The sequence below is a fragment of the Bifidobacterium saguini DSM 23967 genome (genome assembly GCF_000741715.1).
Taxonomy (GTDB): Bacteria; Actinomycetota; Actinomycetes; order Actinomycetales; family Bifidobacteriaceae; genus Bifidobacterium; species Bifidobacterium saguini.
The window spans coordinates 15,525-42,143 of the sequence record NZ_JGZN01000006.1 but is presented as its reverse complement, the minus strand read 5'-3'; the positions used below and the strand labels follow the sequence as shown (position 1 = coordinate 42,143).

General features: G+C 55.9%; 24 protein-coding genes. 13 read left to right on the top strand and 11 right to left on the bottom strand.

The annotated features are described in order from the left end of the window. Positions 1–88: 88 nt before the first annotated feature. The 3 genes from BISA_RS03390 to BISA_RS03380 are packed head-to-tail and all read right to left on the bottom strand — an operon-like array spanning position 89 to position 3,700. Positions 89–2,170 (bottom strand): sensor histidine kinase, encoded by a 2,082-nt coding sequence (locus BISA_RS03390; RefSeq protein WP_152597178.1) that lies wholly within the window; start codon positions 2,168–2,170, stop codon positions 89–91. Positions 2,171–2,184: 14 nt separating this feature from the next. After that, positions 2,185–2,916, bottom strand: a complete 732-nt coding sequence (locus BISA_RS03385) for a response regulator transcription factor (RefSeq protein WP_033890236.1) — start codon at positions 2,914–2,916, stop codon at positions 2,185–2,187. 52 nt (positions 2,917–2,968) lie between these two features. After that, complete coding sequence (locus tag BISA_RS03380; RefSeq protein ID WP_081890003.1) at positions 2,969–3,700, bottom strand: TPM domain-containing protein; 732 nt, start codon at positions 3,698–3,700, stop codon at positions 2,969–2,971. Positions 3,701–3,915: 215 nt separating this feature from the next. On the opposite strand from BISA_RS03380, the gene BISA_RS03375 reads away from it, so the two are divergent. Next, on the top strand, positions 3,916–4,206 hold the full coding sequence (locus BISA_RS03375; RefSeq protein WP_033890235.1) for a WXG100 family type VII secretion target: 291 nt from the start codon (positions 3,916–3,918) through the stop codon (positions 4,204–4,206). A gap of 68 nt (positions 4,207–4,274) precedes the next feature. On the opposite strand, the gene groL is transcribed toward BISA_RS03375, so the two are convergent. From groL to BISA_RS03360, 3 genes are all read right to left on the bottom strand, one after another. Next, positions 4,275–5,900, bottom strand: coding sequence for a chaperonin GroEL (groL, locus tag BISA_RS03370; protein WP_033890234.1), 1,626 nt, complete (start codon positions 5,898–5,900; stop codon positions 4,275–4,277). A gap of 276 nt (positions 5,901–6,176) precedes the next feature. Then, positions 6,177–6,416: a cold-shock protein gene (locus BISA_RS03365; protein ID WP_033890233.1), complete on the bottom strand. Its 240-nt coding sequence runs from the start codon at positions 6,414–6,416 to the stop codon at positions 6,177–6,179. Between the two features lie 291 nt (positions 6,417–6,707). Then, on the bottom strand, positions 6,708–7,397 hold the full coding sequence (locus tag BISA_RS03360; protein ID WP_033890231.1) for a LytR C-terminal domain-containing protein: 690 nt from the start codon (positions 7,395–7,397) through the stop codon (positions 6,708–6,710). 124 nt (positions 7,398–7,521) lie between these two features. On the opposite strand from BISA_RS03360, the gene BISA_RS03355 reads away from it, so the two are divergent. The 12 genes from BISA_RS03355 to BISA_RS03305 all read left to right on the top strand — a co-directional run bounded on the left by BISA_RS03355 (position 7,522) and on the right by BISA_RS03305 (position 20,306). Beyond that, positions 7,522–8,211, top strand: a complete 690-nt coding sequence (locus tag BISA_RS03355) for a uracil-DNA glycosylase (protein WP_033890229.1) — start codon at positions 7,522–7,524, stop codon at positions 8,209–8,211. A gap of 73 nt (positions 8,212–8,284) precedes the next feature. Then, the gene (locus BISA_RS03350) at positions 8,285–9,388 is read left to right on the top strand and encodes an AAA family ATPase (protein WP_033890440.1); all 1,104 of its coding nucleotides are present in this window, start codon (positions 8,285–8,287) and stop codon (positions 9,386–9,388) included. After that, on the top strand, positions 9,385–10,338 hold the full coding sequence (locus tag BISA_RS03345; protein ID WP_033890228.1) for a DUF58 domain-containing protein: 954 nt from the start codon (positions 9,385–9,387) through the stop codon (positions 10,336–10,338). The genes BISA_RS03350 and BISA_RS03345 overlap by 4 nt, the downstream gene beginning before the upstream one ends. Continuing rightward, positions 10,335–10,880, top strand: a complete 546-nt coding sequence (locus BISA_RS03340) for a hypothetical protein (protein ID WP_033890227.1) — start codon at positions 10,335–10,337, stop codon at positions 10,878–10,880. Before BISA_RS03345 ends, BISA_RS03340 begins: the two co-directional genes overlap by 4 nt. Further along, entirely contained in the window at positions 10,877–11,935 is a 1,059-nt protein-coding gene (locus tag BISA_RS03335; protein ID WP_033890226.1) for a VWA domain-containing protein, read from the top strand. The genes BISA_RS03340 and BISA_RS03335 overlap by 4 nt, the downstream gene beginning before the upstream one ends. After that, entirely contained in the window at positions 11,932–12,969 is a 1,038-nt protein-coding gene (locus BISA_RS03330; protein ID WP_033890225.1) for a vWA domain-containing protein, read from the top strand. The genes BISA_RS03335 and BISA_RS03330 overlap by 4 nt, the downstream gene beginning before the upstream one ends. Beyond that, positions 12,966–13,547, top strand: a complete 582-nt coding sequence (locus tag BISA_RS03325; protein ID WP_033890224.1) for a DUF6466 family protein — start codon at positions 12,966–12,968, stop codon at positions 13,545–13,547. Before BISA_RS03330 ends, BISA_RS03325 begins: the two co-directional genes overlap by 4 nt. 217 nt (positions 13,548–13,764) lie before the next feature. Further along, a complete protein-coding gene (locus BISA_RS12480; protein WP_081889991.1) occupies positions 13,765–14,094 on the top strand; it encodes a hypothetical protein in 330 nt (109 codons plus the stop codon). 2 nt (positions 14,095–14,096) lie between these two features. Then, positions 14,097–15,704 carry a PGAP1-like alpha/beta domain-containing protein gene (locus BISA_RS03320; RefSeq protein ID WP_033890223.1) on the top strand — a complete coding sequence of 536 codons (1,608 nt, stop codon included), beginning with the start codon at positions 14,097–14,099 and terminating at the stop codon, positions 15,702–15,704. A gap of 102 nt (positions 15,705–15,806) precedes the next feature. Then, positions 15,807–17,243: an adenylosuccinate lyase gene (gene purB / locus BISA_RS03315; RefSeq protein ID WP_033890222.1), complete on the top strand. Its 1,437-nt coding sequence runs from the start codon at positions 15,807–15,809 to the stop codon at positions 17,241–17,243. Positions 17,244–17,350: 107 nt separating this feature from the next. Further along, positions 17,351–19,765 (top strand): lysylphosphatidylglycerol synthase transmembrane domain-containing protein, encoded by a 2,415-nt coding sequence (locus tag BISA_RS03310; RefSeq protein WP_033890221.1) that lies wholly within the window; start codon positions 17,351–17,353, stop codon positions 19,763–19,765. A 259-nt stretch (positions 19,766–20,024) separates the two neighbouring features. Next, the gene (locus BISA_RS03305) at positions 20,025–20,306 is read left to right on the top strand and encodes an HU family DNA-binding protein (RefSeq protein WP_003830278.1); all 282 of its coding nucleotides are present in this window, start codon (positions 20,025–20,027) and stop codon (positions 20,304–20,306) included. A gap of 72 nt (positions 20,307–20,378) precedes the next feature. Here the strand turns inward: BISA_RS03305 and pafA are convergent, their stop codons facing one another. The 5 genes from pafA to arc all read right to left on the bottom strand — a co-directional run bounded on the left by pafA (position 20,379) and on the right by arc (position 26,618). After that, positions 20,379–21,881: a Pup--protein ligase gene (gene pafA, locus BISA_RS03300; protein WP_033890220.1), complete on the bottom strand. Its 1,503-nt coding sequence runs from the start codon at positions 21,879–21,881 to the stop codon at positions 20,379–20,381. Further along, entirely contained in the window at positions 21,881–22,084 is a 204-nt protein-coding gene (locus BISA_RS03295) for a ubiquitin-like protein Pup (RefSeq protein ID WP_033890218.1), read from the bottom strand. Before BISA_RS03295 ends, pafA begins: the two co-directional genes overlap by 1 nt. A 138-nt stretch (positions 22,085–22,222) precedes the next feature. Next, positions 22,223–23,095, bottom strand: coding sequence for an inositol monophosphatase family protein (locus BISA_RS03290; RefSeq protein WP_033890217.1), 873 nt, complete (start codon positions 23,093–23,095; stop codon positions 22,223–22,225). Between the two features lie 11 nt (positions 23,096–23,106). Further along, positions 23,107–24,786 (bottom strand): depupylase/deamidase Dop, encoded by a 1,680-nt coding sequence (dop, locus tag BISA_RS03285; protein WP_033890216.1) that lies wholly within the window; start codon positions 24,784–24,786, stop codon positions 23,107–23,109. A 266-nt stretch (positions 24,787–25,052) separates the two neighbouring features. After that, positions 25,053–26,618, bottom strand: a complete 1,566-nt coding sequence (gene arc, locus BISA_RS03280; RefSeq protein ID WP_033890215.1) for a proteasome ATPase — start codon at positions 26,616–26,618, stop codon at positions 25,053–25,055. Position 26,619 lies beyond the last annotated feature (1 nt).

Here is a 26,619-nt window from a genome sequence, read left to right as displayed (position 1 = left end):
CAAAACCTTCCTTAGTGCATAGGGAGTAATGAACTGAAGGAACAGTGTACCTCACAGGCCTTGACCGGCGCCACTTGGAACGAGCGTCTTACGCTTTGCGCTCACCACCGAACCATGATGTCTTCGATGTCTTCTGCCGGTTTTCCTTTGGCTTGCCATTCGGCTGCTGCACCGGCAGCTGCACGGAAGCAATTCGTTCGACCGGCAGAATCACCGTAAAGGTCAGGCCGCCACCTTCAGTACCCGTGGCGCAAATGAATCCATGATGGGCTTTGACCACTGACTGTGCAATGGCCATGCCGAGGCCGGTGCCACCCTTTTGCCTTGCGCGCGAGGGATCTGCCGTGTAGAAGCGTTCGAAAATCTTCGAGCGGGATTCAGGCGGAACGCCCGGGCCATGATCCACGAATCGTAGCACGGCATACCGGTATCCAGTCTGCATCGATTGCCCCACTTCAGCGGCATCAACGAAACGCCTCATTGAAGCTTCGGTGGTTGGCATTTGCGCGAGTTGTCGCGGATCGATGGCAGCCGGCACAATACCCAACGCCACTTCGGCTGGAGAATCAACCGGCGTATAACGGTGGATGTTGCCCACGATGTTGGTGACTACCTGACGCAAACGAGAGGCATCCCCCGGCAAGGTGACGGCATCCCAATCACCGGTTTGGAGCTGCAGCGACGCAGGATGAGACAAATCCTGGCTTGGAGCCAATACCAGACGATCGCGAGTGATTGCACGATCCGGGTCAAGCGCGTGCAAATCATCTACGGCATCGGTCACCAGAGAAGATAGATTGACGGTACCGGTAATATCAATGCCTCGCCCTTCGTCCAGACGCGCCAACGACAGCAAATCTTCTACAAGCACGGTCATACGCTGACTGGAGCGTTCGATGTGCTCGATGGATTCATCCGCACGCTCCAGCGCCCCTGGCATGTCCCGCTGCATCTTATACAGTTCCGCATACCCGTGGATGGCCGCCAACGGCGTGCGCAATTCATGGCTGGCATCCGAGACGAACCGTTTCATTTTCTCGGTGGTCTCTTCCTGCTCATGGAAACTGACTTCTATTCGCGTCAGCATGGTATTCAGCGAAGCCGCGAGCGAGCCCACCTCAGTGTTCTCGGGAGCGGAGGGAATACGCTGGCTCAGGTCGCCCGCAGCGATTTTCGCTGCGGTTTTCTCCATGCGCTTCAGCGGCTGCAATGTGTGCTGAATAATCAAGGTGGAGAGCGAACCGCCCAGCAATACCACAGCGATGCCCACCACGATGCAGTAATAGGTCAGCGTCTTCAACGTGTCGATTTGGTCGGACATGGATAGTCCGATGTACACCACGCCGCGCACTTTTTCGGAACCATTGCTTTTGATGGTCCATTCTTTGGCGATGATGCGCCACGGTGCGCTGGCGGCAGTCACCGCAGCATGATTGGCGCCAGGCTTTGGACTGGAGAGCACCTTGGTTACCGAATCAGAGGAGCTTGAGCTGCCTGGTGCAGGGCTTCCGGATGAGTCGGGAGCAGGGTCGGTATTATTGCTGCTGTTGCTGCCATTATTACTTTGGCTATTGGTACCGTCAGAGGACGAGCCGCTATCCGATTCGCTGGCCTGTACTTCCACAACCTGACGTGCGACCGCGGGGGCAGTGAACACCTTGCCCAAGGTAATGCCATCAGTATTGCCATACGTAGGCAGTACCGGTACCGAAACAATGCCGTCCTGCAGCTGCGGCAACAGTGGTGTGACTACGAGCGGTTTGTCATCGGTATCGGTAGTGCCATCGGTGTATTGAATCTGCAGAAAATACGAATTCGGGCCGGAAAGTCCGTTGGAATTATCTGTTTTGGACAGCCAATCAATGTTGTTGAACACCAGATTGGCCTGCTGTGACAGCTGGCTATCTGTTTTCTCCAGCATGTAGTTGCCTACTAAGGCACGCAGCGAGAAGGAGATGACGGTAATGCCTACCAGCAGCACAGCGATGGTAGCAGCCATGAGCTTGCCGCCCAACGAAATGCGGTCGAAATGCTGGAAGAAAATGTTCTTCTTGCGTTCGTGATGCTCTTTCAGGCAATCCTTGACCTGAATTTGGATTCCAGGATTGTCTTGCGGGGACTGTGGCGGCTCTGGAGCCGAAACTGCCGGCTGTTGCTGCGGATTGCTCATGGTTTACAACGTTCTCAGTGCTTTGGCTCGCGAATCATATAACCGATGCCGCGCTTGGTTTCGATGAGAGGGGTCACCTTGTGCTTTTCGCCATTCTCATCGGTGACTTCCACGCCATCGACCTTCTTGCGCAAGTAGGAGATATAGGATTCCACGATGGCGGCGTCTCCGCCCCAGTCGTACTGCCAGACGTGATCCAAAATCTGCGCCTTGGATAGCACTCGGCCTTCGTTATCCATCAGGTAACGCAGCAGCTTGTACTCCGTTGGGCTCAAGTCGATAGGCTGGCCGGCACGGGTCACGTCGTGGGAGTCTTCATTGATTTCAAGGTCGGCCACACGAATAATTGGGTCGTCTTCGACTTGTTCGCGAGTACGGCGCAGAATGGCGCGGATACGAGCCACAACCTCTTCCAGGCTGAATGGCTTGGTCACGTAATCGTCGCCGCCCACGGTCAGGCCCATGATCTTGTCCTGAGTATCGTCACGCGCGGTGAGGAACAACACCGGAGCGTCGATCCCCTCCTGCCTGATGCGGCGGGTTACGGTGAAACCGTCAATATCAGGCAGCATGACATCAAGCACAATGAGATCGGGCTGGACCTTTTCAATCACCTCAATGGCCTCGGAACCGGAGGCCGCGGTGTTCACCTCAAATCCGGCGAAATGCAGCGAGGCAACCAGCAGTTCACGGATGGACGGCTCGTCGTCAACAACAACAATCGATGCTTCAATAGGCTTACTCATGGTTCCTAGAGTGGCGCGCTCGTCTGAGCGTTTCCTGAATGCCAGCTTGAAGTTATTCGTTCTTTTGTGTTTCCGGGGTTTCTTCAGCCGCTCTTTCGGCTTCCCTGGCCTTGCGCTCAGCCTTTCGCTTGGCGATTTGCGCCTTACGCGCCTTCTTTTCAGCACTGGTGAGCGTCTGTCGATTCGCACGACGCGGCTTCTTGCCCTTACTGCGTACGCGTATGACGATCATGAGAGCAACCACGATAAGCAGCACCACCAGCACCACAATCATGGCGATAACACCGATGGTTACCGAGGAGCTTGAGGTAGAGGTCTTCTTCGACTGCACAATCTGGTCCATCATGGCGGTTGCTGATCCCGGCCAATCAGGAGTGCTCTTCATCAGCGGTTCCTGTGCCGCTGCCGACAGTTTGTCTACAGTGTCCTGGCTTTTCAACCATTCATCGGAGTTGGAGGATACTGCAACCACTAGGTTGCCGTCATTCGATGCCACTGCCAGCAGTACCGTGTTGGGCTTTGGCTTGGTGAATTCAAGAATATTGCTGGCCCATTTCTGCGGTGTCTGATCGCTATTGAAGCTGGACACATACAGCAGATGGACGTGCACACCGGTTTCCTGCTCTGTTTTGGCAATGGCATCGGTCACTTCAGCCGCATGTGAGCCAAGTAGATTCTCCGTATCGGTGATGTTGTCGGTAATGGTGACGCCGCTGTTCGAACTGTTCGAATCGCTTGAGCTGCTCTCAGAGTTATCCCCATAGGCATTTACGGTTATCCACATGCAGCTCAGCACCAGTGCAACCAGCATAGAAATGGCGCAAACAAGCCATTTTCTAGCCTTGCTACTACGCAATGAAAGCGAGTAAGCCGAAGCTGGAACCACATTGGTCGTATGAACGTCTGCCCAAGTCGAATTTGCCATATGCTCCACCTTAGCGTTCGGTATTCGCAATGCCGAACGTGCTTCATCAATTATTTTTTCGGAAAGGAGCAATGATGCCTCAATATCAAGTGGATTCGGAGCGAATACAGTCATCATCGGCCGCGGTGGCTTCTTCAGTTGCGCAAATCAGGCAGGCGGTAGGAGGTATGTACACCCATCTCAATGCATTACAAGAAGCTTGGAGAGGTTCGGCCGCCACACAATTCACTTCGGTGATGGCGCAATGGCGCGCCGCACAACAGCAGATGGAGGCCTCGTTGGAGACTATCCAGCGTTCGTTGGCTTCTGCATCCACCGTGTATGCGGATGCGGAGACGGCGGCCTCACGATTGTTCATGCAATAACAAAGCGGGGATTCCCGAAGGAATCCCCGCAATCAGTTAACTTGAGCTATCAGCTAACCTATTTTGGATCAGTAGCCCATGTCAGCGCCAGCGGCCGGGGCAGCAGCCTTCGGCTCCGGCTTGTTGGCCACGACAGCTTCGGTGGTCAGGAACAGACCAGCGATGGAGGCAGCGTTCTGCAGAGCGGAACGGGTCACCTTGACCGGGTCGGTGACGCCGGCAGCCAGCAGGTCCTCGTAGGTGTCGGTGGCGGCGTTGAAGCCTTCGCCGTCCGGCAGGGAACGAACCTTGTTGATCACCACGTCGCCGGACACGCCAGCGTTCTCAGCGATCTGCTTGATCGGGGCTTCGATGGCGCGGAACACGATGGCGGCACCGGTAGCCTCTTCGCCGGTCAGAGAGGTCACGGCCTCATCGGACTCAGCCTTGGCAGCAGCCTGAACGAGGGCCACGCCACCGCCCGGCAGCAGGCCTTCCTCGATAGCAGCCTTGGCGTTACGCACTGCATCTTCGATGCGGTGCTTGCGTTCCTTGGCCTCAACCTCGGTAGCAGCGCCGACCTTGATGACGGCCACGCCGCCGGCCAGCTTGGCGAGACGCTCCTGCAGCTTCTCGCGATCGTAATCGGAATCGGTGTTCTCGATCTCAGCGCGAATCTGAGCAACGCGAGCGTCGATGTCTTCCTTGGAGCCAGCGCCCTGAACGATGGTGGTCTCGTCCTTGGAAACGATGACCTTCTTGGCGTGGCCGAGCACGGACACGTCGATGGAGTCGAGCTTCAGGCCCAGTTCGTCGGAAACGACCTGAGCACCGGTCAGGATGGCCATATCCTGCAGCATGGCCTTACGACGGTCGCCGAAGCCCGGAGCCTTGACGGCGCAGGACTTGAAGGTGCCGCGGATGTTGTTCAGAATCAGGGTCGGCAGAGCTTCGCCGTCGACGTCCTCAGCGATGATCAGCAGCGGCTTGCCGGTCTTCATGACCAGCTCAGCAACGTGGACGATGTCCTGCTGGGAGGAGACCTTGCCGCTCGTCAGCAGGATGTACGGATCCTCGAGGACAGCGGTCTGATCGTCAGCGTTGGTGACGAAGTACGGAGCGATGTAGCCCTTGTCGAAGCGCATGCCCTCGGTGAAGTCGAGATCCAGGCCGAAGCGGTTGTTGTCCTCAACGGTCACAACGCCGTCCTGACCAACCTTGTCCAGAGCTTCAGCGATCTTCTCGCCGACCTCAGGATCAGCGGCGGAAATGGTGGCGGTAGCGGCGATCTGGTCCTTGGTCTCAACGTCCTTGGCAGCTGCGACGAGCTCCTTGACGATAACCTCGGTGGCCTTCTCGATGCCACGACGCAGAGCAATCGGGTTGGAACCGGCGACCACGTTCTTCAGGCCCTCGTGAACCAGGGACTGAGCCAGCACGGTTGCGGTGGTGGTGCCGTCGCCAGCGACGTCGTCGGTCTTCTTGGCGACTTCCTTGACCAGCTCGGCGCCGATACGCTCGTACGGATCCTCGAGATCGATCTCCTTGGCGATGGACACACCATCGTTGGTGATGGTCGGAGCGCCGTAGGTCTTGTCAAGCACGACGTTGCGGCCCTTCGGGCCCAGGGTGACCTTGACGGTGTTGGCGAGCTTGTCGAGGCCCTCCAGCATGCCCTGACGGGCTTCCTCATCATAAGAAATGATCTTTGCCATGGTTGTGTGTTCCTCCAAATGGCTATGTATACCGGTTATCACCCGCAAGCGCCAAGAACGACCACCGGCCGTCAGCTGCCGGTTATCACTCTCGACCTCCGAGTGCTAACTGAGACATTAGCACTCTCGGGTAGAGAGTGCCAACAAGCGCGTTTGCGATTGCGCTATGGGCATGAAATCAGCAAAGAATCAGGCAGCTCAGATAGCCGAGATACAGAAAAAGCCTCGACTGCAACAACCAGTCGAGGCTTTCAGCGTCCTACGAGGCAAAACCACTCACTCGGGGCGTTCTTCGCCAGAAGACAACTTGACGACGTCCTTAGCCTGAGTACCTTTACCGGACGAAACAGGCGTGTACTCCACCCGATCGCCCTCATACAGCATCTTGAACTTGTTGTTGCTGCCGTCGTCCTTGATTTCCGCGTAGTGCACGAAAACGTCCTCGCCTCCGCCGTCCGGCTGTATGAACCCGAACCCCTTCTTGGCAAGGAAGAACTTTACGGTACCTTGTGCCATATTTGATCTTTCCTTTGTTCCCTAGGCGTCGCGAAAAATGCCAATAGGGAACGTAGAAAGAACCGCATCGCGCTCCCCCTACCTCGCGACTAGTGAAAGATTGTACCGTGATGAGGGAACATTACAAATCAAACAATAAGTGAATAGGCCAAACCGTCTCATTAATTGAGCGATACATTCATATTCGACAGCCCGCAGAACTTATGAAAAATGCCGTCTTCGCTCTCAGGCGTAGACGGCATAGATGCCATTCCGCTATTCGATATGCACTAGTGCATATCGAATGCGCTGCTAGTTCATCAGCACAACAGTAATAGGTGCAGCCAAACCCTGTACCTGCTGAACCGTGCTGATGCCCAACGTATTGGCCACATCCTGAGCCGTGGCCTTATCAGATTCATTCTGATACCACACCACCGTGGCGGAAGGCAGTGAACCGGTCGGGTTAGCTGCCTCCACGCTGGTGTATCCGGCCGTCTGCAGCACATCGGCCTTTTGGCCAGCGTACCCGGAGACACCGGTACCGTTCACCACACGAACCTGAGTGGCCTTGTTCACGGTAGCGGTCTGTTCGCTCTGCTGTGCACTCTGATCGCTGGTGGAGGAATCAGAGGATTCAGTGGACGTGTTCGAAGAATCCGTGCTGGTCGAGGAATCAGAGCTCGAAGAATCCGTGGAATCGGCAGTGGAAGAAGAATCGGACTTGGTCGACTTGGACGTGGACTTCTTCTTTGACTTGGTCGTGGTGCTGGTAGTCGAGGAAGACTGGGAGGACTTCAGATTCAGCAGATTGGCGTATTCGCCGCTGCTTACCGCCCAAGCACCAGCTCCCAGCAATGCCGCCACCACAATCACGATGATGAACGGAGCGATTCGAGTAATCACCGGGCGAGATCCACGGTGAGCGCCCACCGGACCGGCCGGTGGATTATCGAAGACGTCCTGCTCATACGATTCGTAGGTCACCTTGTCGCGCGCCATAAGCTGCTCTCCTTCATGCAAAACTACCCACGAGTGTAACCGTCTGACTCGAAATGAGCCACCGTACAGCATGCCATGAGCTGGACATGCACCGTATATGCACGTTTGGCTACAGTATTGAGCCATGATCAAACCGTTGAGCGAACTGGTTGAACCAGGCTGGGCCAAAGCGTTGGCCGATGTGGAACCGAACATTCATCAGATGGGCGATTTTCTCAGAGCTGAAAACGCCGCCAACAGGCCTTGGCTACCGGCAAGCCACAACATTCTGCGAGCTTTCACCATTCCTTTTGATTCCATCAAGGTCCTTATTGTGGGCCAGGACCCCTACCCTACTCCGGGCCATCCGGTTGGATTGAGTTTTTGCGTGGCCCCCGATGTGAGGCCACTGCCGAAAAGCCTGATCAATATATATAAGGAACTTGTGGATGATCTCGGTGTTCCCATGCCCCCTAATGGCGATCTGACACCGTGGACCGAACGCGGCGTCATGCTGCTCAACAGATGCTTGACCGTGGGTGTCGGACGCCCGAATTCACATCAGGGCAAAGGCTGGGAGCAGGTTACCGAAGCAGCCATCCGCGCGCTGAACGCCCGTGTTGATGCCGATGGCAAGCCAAAGCCATTGGTCGCTATTCTCTGGGGGCGTAATGCACAAAGTCTCGAACCATTGCTGACGAACGCGTACATCATCAAGTCGCCGCATCCAAGTCCGCTGTCTGCACCCCGCGGATTCTTTGGCTCCAAGCCGTTCTCTCGCGCGAATCAGGCTCTGATATCTATGGGTGCCACCGCCGTGGATTGGCAGCTGTAGGTCGAAACGTCGTCTTGGGGAATCCAACCATTCCCCAAGCTTGCAGTCAGTGTAGGTAGTTACAGTGGTGGACATGACTTTGTTCCCCACGCAACCAAAATTGCCTCCGCAGCCGTCTGTTCAGCGCCCATTGGCCACGCCTGTGGCGCCTCCGGTAACCGCTGCAGTTCCAGGAGCCGCAGCTCCCTTGGGTCTTGATGACGCCAAGCGTGCACGTATGCTTGCGGATACCATTCGTTCGCGTTTCTCCCAGACCTTGGTTGGTCAGGATAATCTGCGCGAATCCCTCATCGTCACGCTGGTCGCAGGCGGTCATATTCTTATCGAGTCCGTGCCTGGTTTGGCAAAGACCACTGCGGCACAGACGCTGGCCACTTGCGTTTCCGGCTCATTCAAGCGCGTGCAGTGCACGCCTGATCTGATGCCTTCCGATTTGACCGGCACGCAGGTGTTTGATTTCGCCTCGCAGAAGTTCACTACGCAGATCGGTCCGATTCACGCCAATTTCGTGCTTCTGGACGAAATCAATCGCTCCAATGCCAAGACTCAGTCGGCCATGCTTGAAGCTATGGCTGAGGGCGCCACCACCATCGGCGGTCAGCGGATCGCCCTGCCCAAGCCGTTCATGGTCATCGCCACGGAGAACCCCATTGAGGAAGAGGGCACATTCAATCTGCCCGAGGCCCAAATGGACCGCTTCATGATGAAGGCCGTGATGACCTACCCCACTGCGGATGAGGAGACGCGCATGCTGGCCATGCTCACTCGTCGCGGCTCGGATATGATCGGCCCGGATACCATCACCGGCGAGCGTATCACCGTTTCCGATGTGGAATTCCTTCGTCAGGCCGCACGCCGTGTGCATGTTTCGGATGCCATCATGAAGTATGCGGTTGATATTGCAGCCACATCTCGCGGCGCAGGTTCTCGCCCGATCAAGGGCTTGTCTGCTCTGGTGCGTCTGGGTGCTTCCCCGCGTGCCACCATTGCGTTGACTCGTATAGGTCAGGCTCAGGCATTGCTGTCGGGTCGCGATTACGTGGTGCCGGAGGATATTAAGGCCTTCGCTCACGAGGTGCTTCGCCACCGTATCGTGCTCACGTTCGAGGCTTTGGCCGATGGCGTGGTCAGCGATCAGATTGTCGATAAGATCGTCGAAACGGTTCCTGTTCCGTGAGTTCAGATTCTATTCGCAGGAAGATCGAGACTCTCGGCACCCAGATCAGTCTGCCTACGGTGCGTAAGGCATTGGGTGTGTTGGAGGGCGAGCATGCATCAGGGCGCCGCGGCGGTGCCGGTGATGTTATGGACGTGCGCGTCTATGAGCCCGGCGATGAGTCTCGTTTGATTGATTGGAAGACCAGCGCAAGACAGGGTCAGCCTATGGTGGTGCAGCGCGAGAGGCTATCCACTTCCCGTGTCTGGCTGCTTATGGATGTAGGCCGTGAGATGACCGGCGTCTGCCCGTCCGGAGAGCAGGCATGCGAAGTGGCGGCCAATGCGCTGCGCATGTTCGCGGCCTTGTCGCTGCGCCGATCCGATGACGTTTCCATCGTGTTCGGTGATGAAGCCGCCATTACGCGTATCCCGTTCAACGGTGGATTTGCACAATTCGAACGCACGCTGGATAAAGCGCTGACTCGTGAGTGGAACCATAAGCGCAACATCGATGCACTGCTTGAGTACGCCAGGCGCATCAAAGACCGTCACGCTCTTATTGTGCTGGCCACTGATGAACTTGCCATGACGGAGCACCATATTCAAGAGTTTCGCCGCATTGCACGCACGCATCCCATCGTGCTGATTGATGTGGCTACGCTGAACCCGTTCAAACCGCTGGCCAAGGGGCAAAGCGCCCCGCTAGATGGCGTGACCAACCGCCGAGTGCCAGCTTTTCTGCGTTCGTCGGCAAGCGCCCAGCAGGTCGAAACGCATCGCCACTATCTTGCAGCCGCTTTGGAACAGGAGTTGAATCGTGCCGGCTCGTTCATGATTCGCGCCGGCTCCAGTGAAGATATGTTCAATCGTTTTGTGCAACTGGTATCCGTGGCTTTGGCAAGGACCACACGCAATCAGCTGGGGGCTTCGCCTGAACTGAATCTGGGTCTGGCAGGTGATCGCCGATGACATTGCCCTTATTGTCTCTTGCCGTGGATCCTAGCAATCTGCATCCTGTGGAATCATTGTCCATCACCGGACCTTTGATCGTTGCGATTGTGGTCTTTCTGCTGCTTGCCGTGGTGTTGGTGATTGTGGCAGTGATACTGTCTCGCCCGGCCCGCGCTTCTCGTGCCGCTGCGCAATTGCGTGGCGCTCATCGTAATGCCAGTGCCAAAGCACAGTGGCATGCGCGTATCGATGATGTGCTGGACCGTTACGCCAATGGCACGCTGACCCGCGAGGATGCGTTCGTGGAACTCGCATTAATCGCACGCGAATTCGCTACAGCGGCCAGCGGCAAACCACTGAAATCCAGTACGCTCGCTGATTTGACGCGCATCGACCGCACCTTGGTGAACCGTCAAGGATTGGATACCCTGCGTCAAACCATCGAAGCATTGTATCCGCCTGAATTTGCCAATCCCGCATTCAACTATCAGGCGCAAACGGTAACCGTGGACCAGGCTGCGGAATGGGTGGCTAATCTCGTGGAAAGGTGGCGAGCATGATGCTGGCATGGCACTGGCCTTGGGCCGCACTCGCCGGCGCTCTGGCGGCATTGGCGATTATCGTGCTGATTATCGCGTTCGCCCGCCGTGCGAACGCTTCTCATGAGGCTGTATTCTCGCTTGATGACGATCTCAATACTGAGCACGCCTCTCGCATGTTCCGCCAATGGCGAGCATTGAATCGTACAGCTGTGGCGATGGTGGTGGTTGCTTTGGTGCTTGCGATTGCACTGGTCGCCAGGCCATCTCAAGTGGATTCCAGCAGTGAGCAGGCATCCAGCAGAGATATTGTGCTGTGCTTGGATGTATCCGGCTCCACGCTACCGTATGACCGTGAAGTCATTGATACGTATCTGGAACTTATCAAGCATTTCCAAGGCGAACGTATCGGATTGAGCATTTTCAACTCCACTTCACGTACCGTGTTTCCGTTGACCGATGATTATGATTTGGTCACCGAACAGCTCACGGCAGCCAGTAAAGCGCTCAAGGGCGTGGAAACACAGGATGATATCGACAAGATGTCTGACGCCGACTACCAGAAAATCGCGGATTGGTTGGAAGGCACGCAGAACAGGAAGGACGCCACCTCGCTGATTGGAGACGGCGTAGTGTCTTGCGCTGCCATGCTTCCCGGTTTCGCTTATGGTTCGGCCACTGAAGCGAATGCGGAGCGGCAACGTGCGGCTTCCATCGTATTGGCCACCGATAATGTGGTGTCCGGCAAACCTACCTATTCGCTTTCCGAGGCGCTTGACCTGACTCAGCAAACCAAGATTTCAGTGGATGGCTTGTATTCAGGGCCGCAGTCAAGCGAGAACGATCAGGCCACGTTGGATATGAAGTCGGCGATTGAATCTCATGGAGGTGTGTTCCTGACCCAGTCAAATGGACAGTCCGTCAATGAGCTGGTCAAGGATATTCAGTCGCGCAGGGATAGCGAATCGGCAAGTAAGGCGAAGGCTTCGATGTCTGATGCTCCCGGTTGGTGGACCTTGGCTTTGGTGGTGGCTCTTATTGCCGCTATGGCGTGTGCATGGAGGTTGAAGCGATGAGTGGATTCACCTTCTCCCCTGCTTTGGGTTGGATTGCAGGCGGCGTTATTGCCGCCCTGCTGGTGGTGTTGGCCGTGGCCGAAGTCGTGCAGTTCGTACGGCGGAATAATGCTTATGCCACGGATGAAACCGTATGGGCGTGCGTGCGCCGAACCTTGATGCTGGTGGTAGCCGCATTAATGGTGCTGACCCCAAGCGTGGTGGCGCCTACCACATCGCGCGCCATTAACGCCACTGATGTGATCATCGCCGTTGACACTACTGGTTCTATGGCTGTATCTGATGCGCATTATGGCTCCGATGAGACCATCAGCCGTATTGAAGCCGCACGCAAGGCCGTTCATGATGTGACTGCATCGTACTCCGACGCGAGTTTCGCCGCTTTGCGGTTCGGCGCTTCCGGCACACTGGATGTGCCGCTTACACCGGATGCGCCTGCCATCGATAATTGGGCGGATACGTTGAGCGTGGAATCCACTTCCGTGTCTTCCGGTTCAAGCTTGGATGCACCGATTGATCAGCTGTTGGTTACGGCCAAATCGATTCGCGACGCGCATCCTGATGATGCCATCGTGTTGTATCTCATTACCGATGGCGAGCAAACATCGAATGTGGCTAGGCGTTCGTTCTCCTCTCTGAGGCAGTATGTGGATGATGGCTTCACCGTTGGCGTGGGTTCCACCCAAGGTGGCAAGATTCCGGTCATTGCCGATGGCGTTAGCGCCGGCGACTCCTCTACCACTGATCAATGGGTAACCGATCCGGACACTGGCGAACCAGGCATTTCCAAAATGGATGAGACCAATCTCAAGGATATTGCCGACGAAATCAGCGGTACTTATATTGCCGTGAACGAATCGAATACCCTGGCCGGTCAGACTTCCGATAAGACTTCCGGGCAGTGGCGAGTCACTACCACTACCAAGGAGCGCACCAGAACAACTGCAGTAGTCTGGCCTTTGGCCATAGTGATGGCTGTACTGTTGGCATGTGAGCTTGGCGCTTGGATTGCCGCATCAAGGAGATTGCTATGACAACCGATGCAACAACCGTACATCATACGAAGCGTGCGCGAGTGCCGCTCGGCGTACGCATCGCACTGATTGTCACTGCTGTGCTATTGCTGGCGGCAGCAGGCGTTACGGCGGTGAATCTTTCCGCTGTGCTCGCGTTCAATCAGGCCACGGCATCGTTGAGCGCGAATCTTAAAGCCGCACAGGATACATCCACTGATGTGACCACGCTGAACGCCCAACAGCAGCAAACCGATGCTCAGTTTGCGGAAGCCGGCCAGATGCGCGCAGTGTTGTTGCCGCAAATCCGTGATGCAATCGACACGAATGCTTCCATCTCTTCTAAGTTGACGAAAATCACATTGAAGCAGGCTGAAGTGCAGCAGAATGGTGAAAGCTCTCAAGCTGAAGCCGCGCAACAGTCGGGTAGCTCTTCGAAGTCGAATGCCAAGAAGGGCGGAGCATTGACCGAAGAGCAGAAGAAGCAGGTGGAGGAGCTGATGAAGGCGAATCAGCAGTCCACTGACACGCAGTCCAATACTAAATCCGAACAGAAGACCTCACAGAACAAGGGCAACGGCACCACCAAACCGTGGTGATATGCATATCTGGCATCGCAACTACTGTGAACAGTTTGACTTGAAGTATCGTTCAGGCATTCGGCAATACAGTAAAGGCATGATGCTGCCCTGACGATGCCAAGCAGGCTGGTTTATCCACATTTGTTGTGCATAAACCAGCCTTTTTTCAATAAGCTAGAACCACATAGGTCGATTGGGCTAGACAACTGAATCAGCTATCCCTTTAGCTGAGTACATGAGCACTTTTACTACGAATTCACAGCCTACTGCAGCCGCACCTCTTGACCATATCGGAGGGTTTGCCGGCAACACCGTGACACCGTTCGATTACGGTTCATGCCCCTGCCACAATGCTGTGGAGCGAAGCCGCAATCTTATAGGAGTTCAGCAAGCCGCCACCATCATGGTATGCGAACGTTCCGCTACGGCCTCAGCCTCAGCAAACGATATTGTGTGGACCGGCAATGCCGCCAATCTCTTTAGAACCAGACTGAACCGGATAGCACAGGCTTCTCAAACACTGGTGGATGACATAGCAACCACACACCGACTCGTCTGGGGATAATCATGGCTGAAACGCATTATTACTGGCAGGTTGAATCCTCGATTTACGGTGGTGTCGGCTATGCGCCGGCCACATTGGAGGAATATACGGCGATCGCCAAAGCCTTGGATGATGAGGCTGCAGGCTTCGACGCGCTTGCGACTTCATGGAGCAATGCCGCATTGCAATTGTCATCGCAGCGCACCAGTGCACCGATGTGCCCGGCATTATCCGGTGGAAATCCTCTCACAGCTCCGGCCGGGCACGATACGGTGGCGTTTGATGCTGTAGGCGAGCGCTGCCACGAACATGCACTGGCGTGCCGCAAACTCAGCATCGACTTGTCTGCAACGGCAAGCCTGCTGATTCGAGCACATGCGCTGTATTCCGAAGCCGAACTATCCGTTCGTAGAACGTTTACCGAAGCGGTTCAAGCCGGCACTCAGTTCAAACCGGGACATGCCATCATCGGCACCGCAGCCGTGGCTCTTGGCGGCCTGATTTCCGGCTGGGTGGTTGAAGGCAAGCCGAATGCTTCCTGGATGTCGACGTCCACGTATCCATTCCAAGAGGGGGTAATGAGTGGTATCGGCGCGTTGGCGGGCGGCATTGCCATTGGCAAAGGCGTGGCCCATACCGATGAAGTCAATAAGGGAGCCGGCAAGATTGCGAATGTTTCCGGGCCGGTGAAAGACATTATTCAGGGCAATCATATTGACGTCACTGAAGTGTACGCGCACAATGACGTGGTTCGCTCCAGCAACAGCGTGGGCAGTGCGATGGAGAATCTACGGCGGTTGGCCGAAGAAAGATTGGGCAAAATCGATCTTGATAGTGGGCTTGACTATGGCACCATCGCCATCCAACGGTATGAGAAGTCAGATGGTTCCAGCGCATGGCTGGTCACTATTCCCGGTACGGATGGCAAAGCTGATTCCCCGTTCGGATGGGAACAGAATGTGGAACTTATGAGTTCAGACAAGGAACGCCGTATGCGCGCGGACAGCGTACGTATGGTCACCGAAGCCATGCAACAGGCCGGCATCGGCAAAGATGAGCCAGTGGCTCTGATCGGGCATTCACAAGGCGGCATCGTTGCCGCAACCATTGCATCCGATTGGTCGGAGGATTACAACATCGAACATGTGGTTACCGCTGGCTCCCCGGTGGCTAATCATCCCATTCCATCCGATACGTGGGTGACCAGTGTGGAGATTGATGACGAATTGGTGGCGGCATTGGATGGGGCGGCGAATCCGCATACGAAAAATTGGCTGACGGTGCGAGGGCATGTATCCCCCGCTCCCACAGCCACACCCAATACCACCAACGCCGATGGATCCTGCACCCCTGGTGTCACGCCAATCTATGGGCAAACAGCATATGACGCCGCGCCTGTGGCGGGTGGAGCCACTGATGGGCGAGAAATCAGTCATTGGATCAAATATCATCAGGCCGCCTACCAGAATGCCACCGATCTGGGCTCTCCGGCATTGCAACGGCATGAGTCCCATTTCCAAAGCGTCATCAGTGGCAATCTTAAGGAAACCCGATATTTCCAAGGGCGTATGACCTCAAGTACCACGCTGGCTCCCGCTGACCATTCAGCGCAAATCAATACGCTCCAGTGAAATAGCTATTACCACCATGTCAATAAGGCTAATCAGCCGTCCAACACAGACAACACCGCCGCTCAATTCGCCGGTTCACGGCTGGAAGTACCCTAGGAGACTATGAAGCTTACTGATATTTCCCCCGCCATCGCATTGACCCCGCTTGATGGTCGTTACCATAACGCCACCGCACCGCTCGTGGAATATTTGAGCGAACCCGCCCTGAACCGCGAACGTATGCGCGTCGAGGTCGAGTGGATGATTCTTCTGGCCAACGGCTTTGAAGGCAACGGCAACCAGCCGATTGTGGACGGCGTCCACCCGTTCACCGAGGAGGAGAAGGCATTCCTGTGTTCCATTCCTGAGGATTTCGGCGCTGAAGGCATTGCTGCTCATGCCGCTCACGAGGCTGTGACCCACCACGATGTGAAGGCTGTGGAATACTACATCGACGACCAGTTCGCCAAGGCTCCAGCTGACATGACGAACATCAACGATGCGTTGAAGACCCTCGTGCACTTCGCCTGCACCTCCGAAGACATCAACAACCTCTCCATCGCCCGCTGTGTGAAGAACGCAATGGAGAACGTCTGGACCCCGGCGTTCAAGGAAATCATCGATCACTTGGCTGAGAAGGCCGAGGAGTACAAGGACAAGGCGCTCCTTTCCCTAACCCACGGCCAGCCGGCTACCCCGACTACGCTCGGCAAGGAACTTGCCGTCTATGTGTACCGCCTGAACCGCCAGCTGAAGCACATTGAGAATCAGGAATACCTGGGCAAGATCAATGGCGCCACGGGTACGTTCGGCGCTCATCTGGCCGCCTGCCCGGACGTGGACTGGATTGCCGTCTCTCGCGAGTTCGTAACCAACCGTATGGGACTGACTTGGAATCCGCTGACCACGCAGATCGAATCCCACGACTGGCAGGCCGAGCTGTACTCCACCGTTTCCCATGCGAACCGCATCATGCACAACCTGTGCGTGGACGTGTGGATGTACATCTCCCGTGGCGTGTTCGCTCAGGTTCCGGTCAAGGGTGCCACCGGCTCCTCCACCATGCCGCACAAGGTGAACCCGATTCGCTTCGAAAACGCCGAAGCCAACTTCGAGATTTCCTGCTCGCTGCTCGATACCCTGTCCGCAACGCTTGTGGAATCCCGTTGGCAGCGCGATCTGACCGACTCCACCACCCAGCGCAACATCGGCTCCGCACTCGGCTACTCCCAGCTGGCCCTGTACAACCTGATGGGCGGCTTGAAGTCCATCCACCCGAACGATCATGTGATCTCCCGCGAACTGGACGAGAACTGGGAGGTGCTTGGCGAGCCGATTCAGACCGCCATGCGCGCCTGCGAGCTTCGCGGCCTGCCCGGCATGGACAAGCCGTATGAGAAGGTCAAGGAGCTGATGCGCGGCCATGAGATCAACAAGGAACAGGTCGAGGCTTTCATCGACCAGCAGTCCTTCGATCCCGAAACCGCTGCTCGTTTGAAGGCATTGACCCCGGCTACCTACACCGGTGTGGCTTCCAAGCTGGTAGCGTTTGACCGCTGATCGCATAAAGTCTTGATAAACACACACTAAGGCGCGTGCGCGATTGCGTACGCGCCTTACCATTAGAAGCACAATTCCCCTCATTTCAGCATCGAACAGGAGTTCAGGTGGCAGAACCGGTTATCGACGACGTAGCACCTCGTCGCACCCGCGATTTCGCAGATTTAACCAGAGCCGCAATGTCTCTGCTGACGGCGGCCATCGTTATGGTGTTCGCCGTATTCATGGGCGGCATTACCCGCGGCGTGGAATCCGATGCCCATACTGCGGCACAAGCCATCAATTGGCTTGCCAACTATCCTTCCACCGTGCTGACTCAATTGGTGACCATCATTATGGTGGTTATCGTACTAGCTCAGATTCTTGTTGCTCGAGAATGGCTGCAGGCCGCCGTTTCCGCCATCGCCATGCTTGCCGGCTACGGCACCGTATGGGCTATTTCAACGCTTATCAGCGGGCTTAACGATCAAACGCTCGCATTGGCACTGGTTTCCGCCGCCACCTCATATGGCTCGGGCCTTCTGCCGGACATGTATGCCGGCATGGCGGCTTTTCTGACGGCAGCCGGTCCTCGCCGCACTCGCTCCAGCGTGAAATGGAGTTGGAATATCCTGTACGTCACCGCAGTGGTGATGGTGGTGCTTTCCTGGCACTCAGTTACCGGCATGCTGGTTTCCATGACCGCAGGCCGTACGGTGGGCATGCTGATTCGGTTCATCGTTGGCACGCAGAACAAAGGCGTTTGGGGCATGCCGTTGGTTACGGCGCTCAAAGGCATAGGCCTTGAAACAGCTTCACTGATTCGACATCAGGAACCAGTGATAGTCAAGCGCGGATCTTTGGCCGCCACATTGGAGGATGATCTGACCGCAGGTTCACGCCTTTATGACCTCGAAACCACCGATGGTCGAAAGTTCATTGTGTCGGTAATTGATGCCCAAACCCATACAGTTGGCTATCTCAAGCAGGTTTGGGATCAGATTCGTTTCACCAGCGTGTCCATTCGCCGAGACAAATCCGTGCGAGATGCCGTACAGCATCATTTCTCCATGCTGTTGGGACTGCACAATATCAAACTGCCGGCCCCCTCCCCCTACGGCATCGCAGATACCGATGAATCCGCCATTCTGGTGTTGGACGCACACACGATAGCCATGCCCGCCAATCTCAAAACATTGACCAAGGCTGATGCCGTGGCCTATATGCGGTACCTGTCGGTGGCCAACCGTCGCGGATACACCCATCGCCGTATCACGCCGGACACCTTGGCCCGTCTTGAGGATGGCACTCCGGTCATCGCCGGATGGCTGAATGGCGATAATGCTTCCAGCTCTGCGAACACCGCACTGGATAAGGTACAGCTGCTCGCATTGCTCGCCGCATTGATTGGCGTAAAGCCGGCCATTGAGGCTGCCCGCGAGGCTTGGGGCGATTTGACGCTCGCCAGCATTGCCCCATTCATTCAAAAAGTGGCCGTCCCCTCCCCTACTCGCGCGTTGGATGCTTGGGATAAGCAACTGCTCAAATCCTTGCGCGGTAGTGTTGCCTCATTGTCTGACGACGATACTGCTGAGACCGTTGAACCGGTGACCTTGGCTCGTTTCTCTTGGCGTTCGATGATTACGATGCTGCTGGTGATTGTGGCCGTGATCGTGGTCTTCACCCAGCTCAAGCCAGAGGAAATCATTGATGCGCTCACCAACGCCAACCCGATTATGGCCGTAGTAACCCTTACTTTCGGCCTATGCGGTTGGATTGGCTCTTCCATTTCGCTGGGCGCGTTAATGAATCGCGGCAATCGCAACAATGCCGGCGTATTTATGAGCCAGGTGGCAGGTGGTTTCGCCACCGTATCCATGCCTGCCGGCGTGGGTCCCTCCTTTGTGAACCTACAGTTCCTGAGGAAATCCGGGTATCGCAACACCACCGCCACCGCCATTATGAGCGCAGCCTTGGTGGTGTATTACATGGTGTACTTCGCCATGCTGGTGCTCATTGGTATGTTTACCGGCCGCAACATGCTCTCCGGTGCAATCCCCACCAATACATTGGTGATTGTGCTTGGCGCAGTGGTTGTGGTGATCTCCATCGCCATGATGATTCCTCCTGTGCGCCACTGGGTTATGCAACAGCTCATGCCATTGGCCAAAACCTATATCAACCAACTGTTTGATGTACTGTCTCAACCAAGGCAGCTGGCCATCAGCTGCGCAGGCGCACTGTTCCAGAACATCACCACCGGTCTTGCGTTCTGGGCCGCATTACAGGCATTCGGATACTCCACGAATCCCGTGGAGACCACGTTCGTGTTCATGCTGGCCTACGCGCTGGGTTCCGCAGTGCCCACCCCGGGCGGCTTGGGCGGTGTGGAAGCAGCGTTGACGTTCGCATTCGTCGCCGTGGGTGTTCCTCAGGCCGTGGCATTGTCCGCGACGTTGCTACACCGTGTGGTGTTCTATTGGCTTCGTATTCCTCTGGGTGCCGCCGCAATGAAATGGTTGGATCAGCATAATCTGGTGTAGCAGGCTCAGAAACCGTTGTTTTTGAAGCTTTTACGGGCCGTCAATATGCCAAAAACGGCCGAATCGTCAATAAATCCGCGCGTGAAAGCCTCCCATATTGGGCGAACTTCCATGTAGTGAGCGAATTTAGTCGAAAATCGCGGAAAAAAGATGTGAAAAGCCTTATAAAATGCGGGTTTAGGCAGGTCTATGCGCTATCATCATGTGATGAACACGGACAGGCAACCGTGCCTGCCCACTGACTCAAGAAGGATGCTTTATGGCATACAACAAGTCTGATCTCGTCTCGAAGATTGCCCAGAAGTCCAACCTGACCAAGGCCCAGGCCGAGGCTGCTGTTAACGCCTTCCAGGATGTGTTCGTCGAGGCTATGAAGTCCGGCGAAGGCCTGAAGCTCACCGGTCTCTTCTCTGCTGAGCGCGTCAAGCGCGCTGCTCGCACTGGCCGCAACCCGCGCACCGGCGAGACCATCAACATCCCGGCTTCCTACGGCGTGCGCATCTCCGCTGGCTCCCTGCTGAAGAAGGCTGTCACCGAGTGACCCTCCGCTCCTAGCGAGCCTTTGCGCATCAAGCGAGATAGAAAACCCCGACCATGATGGTCGGGGTTTCGCTTATTTCAGGGATTCCATCAACGCCGTAAATTCCGGAGTGGGTTTGAACGCAAACGGGTCAAGAAGTACGGCTTCATGGCGTTCCGGAGCGGTTACGGTCAGGTGGGTCCAGTCAGCGGAGAATTGTGATCCTGAGGCGAGGGCCGCTTCCACGAAGCGTCCGCGCAAGGCGGCACGAGTGTCCTGCGGGGCCTCGTGAACCGCATGTTCGACCTCGTCAGCGGCCAGCAATTGCTTCATCTGGCCTCGCGCAGTAAGCGAACCATACAGGCGACCATTGGCAATGTCGTGGTAATCCAATTCAAGTTGCTCCAATTGAGCTAGCGAGATATCTGGCTTACGACGGCGCATCGCATCGAAGATGCGTTTCTTTGCCGCCCAATCCACGCGGTCGGCAAGCGCATCATAATCGCCTTGCGCCAACGTATCCAATGCTCGGTTCCACTCCCCCAGAACCACTGCTGTTGGCAAGTCAGCAATGGCATCTTCCGAATGTTCCGTAACCGATGCACCGGCAGTAAACGCAGCGTCCATCACTTCCCGATGAGCGGCCACAAATGATTCGACTGCAGCATAGTATCGACGTTGCAACGCCAGCGCACTCACTGACTCACCCGATGCAAGCGCCAGTGCGGCATTCGGTTCATCCAAGAATCGGCTCACTGCACGGTTGGCAGCAGCCGGGTCGGCAAACGCCCATTCTTCGAAGCCGGATGGCTCACCACGGCGGAATGCCTCCTCAATCACGCACAGCACCAGATGGGTTACGGCAAGTTTCATCCATGTAGCCCACTGCGAACGGTTCGAGTCACCGATGATTACATGCAGACGGCGGAATGAATCCGGGTCGGCATGTGGCTCGTCACGCGTATTGACCATTGGGCGCGAACGCGTAGTGGCCGAAGAAACAGCCTCATCCAAGAAGTCTGCTCGCTGTGTGATTTGGAAGCCATCCTGGGCCATGCGTCCGGCACCGGTGAACAGCTGGCGGGTAATTAGGAATGGCAGCAGTTGATGTTCGATGGTTTCCAATGGCACGAAGCGGCGGACCAGATAATTTTCGTGGCATCCGAAAGCATGGCCTGCGGAATCGACATTGTTTTTGAATACGTGAATCGTGGCCTGCTCGCCATAGGATTCACGCAGTTTAGCCTGGGCCTTTAATGCCAGATGGCGCATCACCCGTTCGCCGGCCAAATCCTGAGCTAATGCCTCACGAGGGTCACGCGCCTCGGCGGTGGCATATTCGGGATGTGAGCCGACATCGAGGTAGAGGCGTGAACCATTGGCCAGATAGGTGTTGGTGGATCGGGAGCGGGAAACGATGGGCTGGAACATGGTCATGGCCACTTGGCCCGCATCCACTGGCTTATTGGCTCCGGTTACCGCCACACCATATTCGGTTTCCACACCGAAAATACGGCAGAACCCGTCCATCTCAGTGGATGGCACGGGTTCTGTGGCGTGGAGGGTACGAGTACCGCTATCACGCAATTGGGGCATCACTCGCCGCCTTTTTGCACGAAGCTGTTGACGTATTCCTCAGCATTGGTCTCGAGCGTGGACTCGATGTCGTCCAGAATGCTGTCCAACACATCGGACTGGTCTTCGTTCTGCTGCTGCGCATTGCTCTCAGTAGCAGCGAGGATGTCCTCTTCATGAGTTTCCTGCGGCTGAGATTGCGGTTGTTCGAACTGCTGTGGCATGATTCATGTCCTTTTCGACTCCCCTCCGTGTACGCAACCATAAAAATACACGCTCACGAAGGGCAGTCATCATTCAAGGTTTATGCAGATTGATTATGAAGTGTGGTGAACAATATGTCCAAAATATATTTCAGAGGTTTACAGCATGCTGAGGTACCGCATGAGCTCACGTGAAATGAGACCGTTCGTGGCCACCACGTCGTTGTCATGACGCCAATGGATGCGATCTCCATCCCAACGGCTCAACGTGCCCTGAGCTTCCCATACCACCACGGTGCCCGCGGCGATAGCAGGAATATCCCACACATGCAGCATCGGCTCAAAGTAGGCATCGTATGTACCATCCGCCACCTTGCACAAGTCCAAGGACGCCGGACCGACGCGCTTAATATCGGCAGGACGACCAGCCAACGACGATGCTACATCCAACGCACGTTGGGATTCCTTAGGAATGAACGACATGCCATAGCTCAGTACGGAGCCATCCAACGAAGAGGTCATGGATGGCACTACCTTGTCTCGCTTCTCTCCGACCGCAGTCTTATGAATGCGTACCGCACCCGCGCCCTTGGCTGCCAAATAGGTCAGACCCAATGCCGGAGCATGTACCACACCGAGAATCGGCTTCGGCTCATTGTTCTCATCGAATTCAAACAATGCCGCAGTCAATGTCCATTCGCTCATTCGGCGAACATAGTTGATTACACCGTCAATCTTGCCGATGTACCAGTATCGTTGACCTGGACGGCTTTTAGCGGGTCGCGTAGACCAGAAGCCATCGAAATGAGCGATATCGGCCAGACGCGTACTCATAAAGCGCAGGATTTTACCGTCGGTTTCGAGCTTGTAGCGATTTCCGCTGCCGGACTGGTCGGTATCTACAGACTGCACGATATTGCGAGGATTAATCTGATCATGGAGGGCATGCTTGCCGGCCTCTTCAAGGAGAGCGGCTACCGTGAGCGCAAGACTGCGCAGTTCCTGTGGACTCTGTGTCTTTGTGTCTTCCATAACTGTCTAGTCTAACCTTCCGTGGTGATGGCCAAAGCCTTCAGCAGATCAATGGCGTGTTCCGCCGCATCAAGCTTGGTTTGGCAATCCTGTTTGGTGAATCGCAAGGGATTGGAGATATCCAAGGAAAACAGGTTTGCGGATGAGGCGGCAGCATGACTGGCGTTACCGTAGAATTCGGCGGAGTCATCCGCGGATACAGTTTGCGGATCGCGCGCAGTCAGTTTAGACCAGCTGACAGCGGCGACTTCACTACCAAACTTGCTGACCAGCTTGCCTCTCAGCCATGCACGGGTGTGTTCAGGAGGTTCTGCCGCCGCCTGAGCAATCTCCTGTGCTCGAATCACACGTTCGGTGCGGGATTCCAATTTGGCGAACACGCTGGTTGTAGGATCCAACGCGGCCCAAGCCAAATCGATGACCTTGAGCTTCGGATGGTTCCAGCCGGATGATGCAGCTGCGGCTCCATCTGATACGCCAGCGGCGATTTTGCGGCGCATTTTCTCCAAAAGCTGCCATTTGAACAGCCATTCCACACGGCTGGCTTCATTGCTCAATGCCAGTCGTGCATCATCATTTTCAGCATGACGAATGGCGGCCACGTCGGCGAGCGCCTGACCCCACATCGCCATGATCGAGGTGGTGGACTTATCGGGCCAGGCAGGCTCGCCCGTGGTATCCGTGCCGTCGATTAGCGCCGCCACCTGATAGACGGCTTGACGCAGTTTCAGCTGAATCAGCCAAGCATTGGTTTCCCCGCCGTGCTCTAGCTCGAGCGGAGCGGCAAGCGTCAGATCATGCGAGACCGTGTGCATCGCTTCAACCGGGTCGGCGAGTTCCAATTCGTCAAGGAATGCGTCAATGTCAAAATCCGCTTCCTCGACATGTTCCAGCAGCCATAGCAGCATGCTGGTGGTGCCAAGTTTCAACACCTGCGGCACTTGCATGCGGTTGGCATCGCCGACGATCACATGGAGGCGGCGGAATTCATCGGTGGAGTGGGATTCATCGCGCGTGTTGATGATGGGGCGTTCGAACGTGGTTTGCAAACCGACCTTGGAATGAATGTAGTCGGCGCGCTGGCTCAATTGGAACCCAGCCATTTCGCTGTGTTCGTCAATCCCCACGCGCCCAGATCCGGCGTAAATCTGGCGGGTAACGAAGTGCAGGGTCATGAGCCGAGCCACCCGACTGAATGGCACGCTGCGCAGCATCATGTAGTTTTCATGCGTACCCCAGCTTGAGCCTTTGCCGTCCACATTGTTGCGATGCAACGCAATCGGAGTTCCGGTGGCTTTGGACGCGCGCTCTGCGGCGGCTTGCATGATGAGGTCGCCAGCATGGTCGTAGCGCACGGCTTCGAACGGATCGGTGGTTTCCGGAGCGGAGTATTCGGGGTGCGCATGATCCACATATACGCGGCCACCGTTGGGCGTAATCACGTTCGTGATGTTGAGCTGCGGAGAGTCGGTCAGCATATCCGGGCAGGCTGCGGCTCGTTCAAGGCGAGTGCCGCGCGCATCGTTGACCGGATCCTCCTGCCGGTAGTCCCAACGAATCGACTTACTGTGCTGGTCGGCGGCGCCGTTGACTACGTCGAAAGAAAGCTGCACCGGATTATAGTGTCCGCCTGCAGCTTTCAGCGAGACCGCATATTCCGTCTCGGTGCCCATAACTCGTTGCACGCTCATACATACTCCTAACTCCGTGCTCCCCATCGTCGCGAAACCATAGGATGGCGAAGCCCCCGTTCCTTATCCCGTCCCGACGATTTCTCCCACCGACTGTAGGTTTTTCTACATCCGCTGTAGGTTTTCCCACATTGACTGTAGGTTTTTCTACAAAATACGTTCAAAAACCTACAGTCAGTGTTAGGAATCCTACAGTCAATGTTAGGAATCCTACAGTCAATGTAGAAAACCCTACAGTGAAGTGGCGGTAGGGACATGATTAAACATCACGACACCGCGCGAATACGGCGAACTGGGTCCATGCCGTTGATACGGGACCATTGTTCAGGATCCACATCCGCCATAGAGTCCCGAGTCTCCTGGAATTCGTCTTCCACGGCTGCGGCCAGCAACGGTATGGTCAACGCCACATCTTCGCCGGATTCAATCGACTGTTTGACGGCACGTGTTTTGGCTCGGTCCACAATGTTTTTCAGCATTGCGCCAGAGACCACATCGGCTAGGAACAATGCGGACCACTGGCCGGATTCACCTTGCACATCGCAAATATGCCGACGTTCCGAAGTCTCGTAAATGTCACGCACCAATACCGCGGAAAGCGCATGAGCATCCACACCGGATTCCAACGGCAGATCGTCGGTCAGGTAATGGCCGACAATGGCCACGGCTTGATCCCTCTGAGGTCTGCCAACGCGGATTTTCACATCGAGTCGTCCAGGACGCAGCACGGCCGGGTCAATCATGTCCACACGATTGGAAGCGCCAATCACCATCACATTATCCAACGATTCCACACCGTCGAGTTCGGAAAGGAATTGTGGCACAATCGTGGTCTCCACATCCGAGGAGACGCCGGAACCGCGGGTACGCAGCAGCGAGTCCATCTCATCGATGAACACCACCACTGGCCGGCCTTCGGCGGCACGTTCGCGGGCACGTTGGAAAATCAACCGAATCAAACGCTCGGATTCGCCCACGTATTTGTTGAGCAGTTCCGGACCCTTGACGGAAAGGAATACGCCTTTGACCATACGTTCGGTGTCATCTACCGTACCGTCGCCATCCATATCGTATCCGCCTTCGCACAGCGCATTGGCCACGGCTTTGGCAATCATCGTCTTGCCATTGCCAGGCGGACCATACAGCAGCACGCCCTTCGGCGGCTTTAAATCGTAACGCTCGAACAGAGCACGATGCTGGAATGGCAGCTGCACGGCATCGCGAATACGACTGATTTCAGCATCAAGACCACCGATATCCGCGAAGCTGACATCCGGGGTCTCCTCCAGTACCAGATCCTTATCGCCTTCCACCGGCAGCACTTCCAAGGCCAAGCGCACGGATGAGTCCACAATCAACCGATCACCTTGATTGATGGTCGCGTGCGCCAACGCTCCCGCCCTACGAATCAAGGTAGGGTTGCCGGAAGCATCGGCTACTACCAAACGCCCGTCATCAAGCGATTCCTTGACCGTGCGAATCTGACCAACGGTATCGTTGTCTCGTTGTTCGACCAGCACCAGCTTCTCGTTCAGCATCACCGTGGCACCAGAAGTCAGTCGAGCCGCATTCACGTTGGCGGCAACCGGCACCACCATGCGGCGTGTGCCGGCAATCACTTCCGCTGAGGCATGCTGTACGCCATCGGCATCGATATGTGAGGAATCAACCTTGACCATTGTGGCGAAAGTCAGCGGCGGCTGAGCCAATTGCGCCAACTGTGATTTGGCTTTGGTCAGTTCCTTGCCCGCGCGAGACAACGCTTCGGCGAGCGCATGATTACGCGCCATCAACCGATCATTCAATGCGGCAAGATCTTCTGCTTCGCTCATT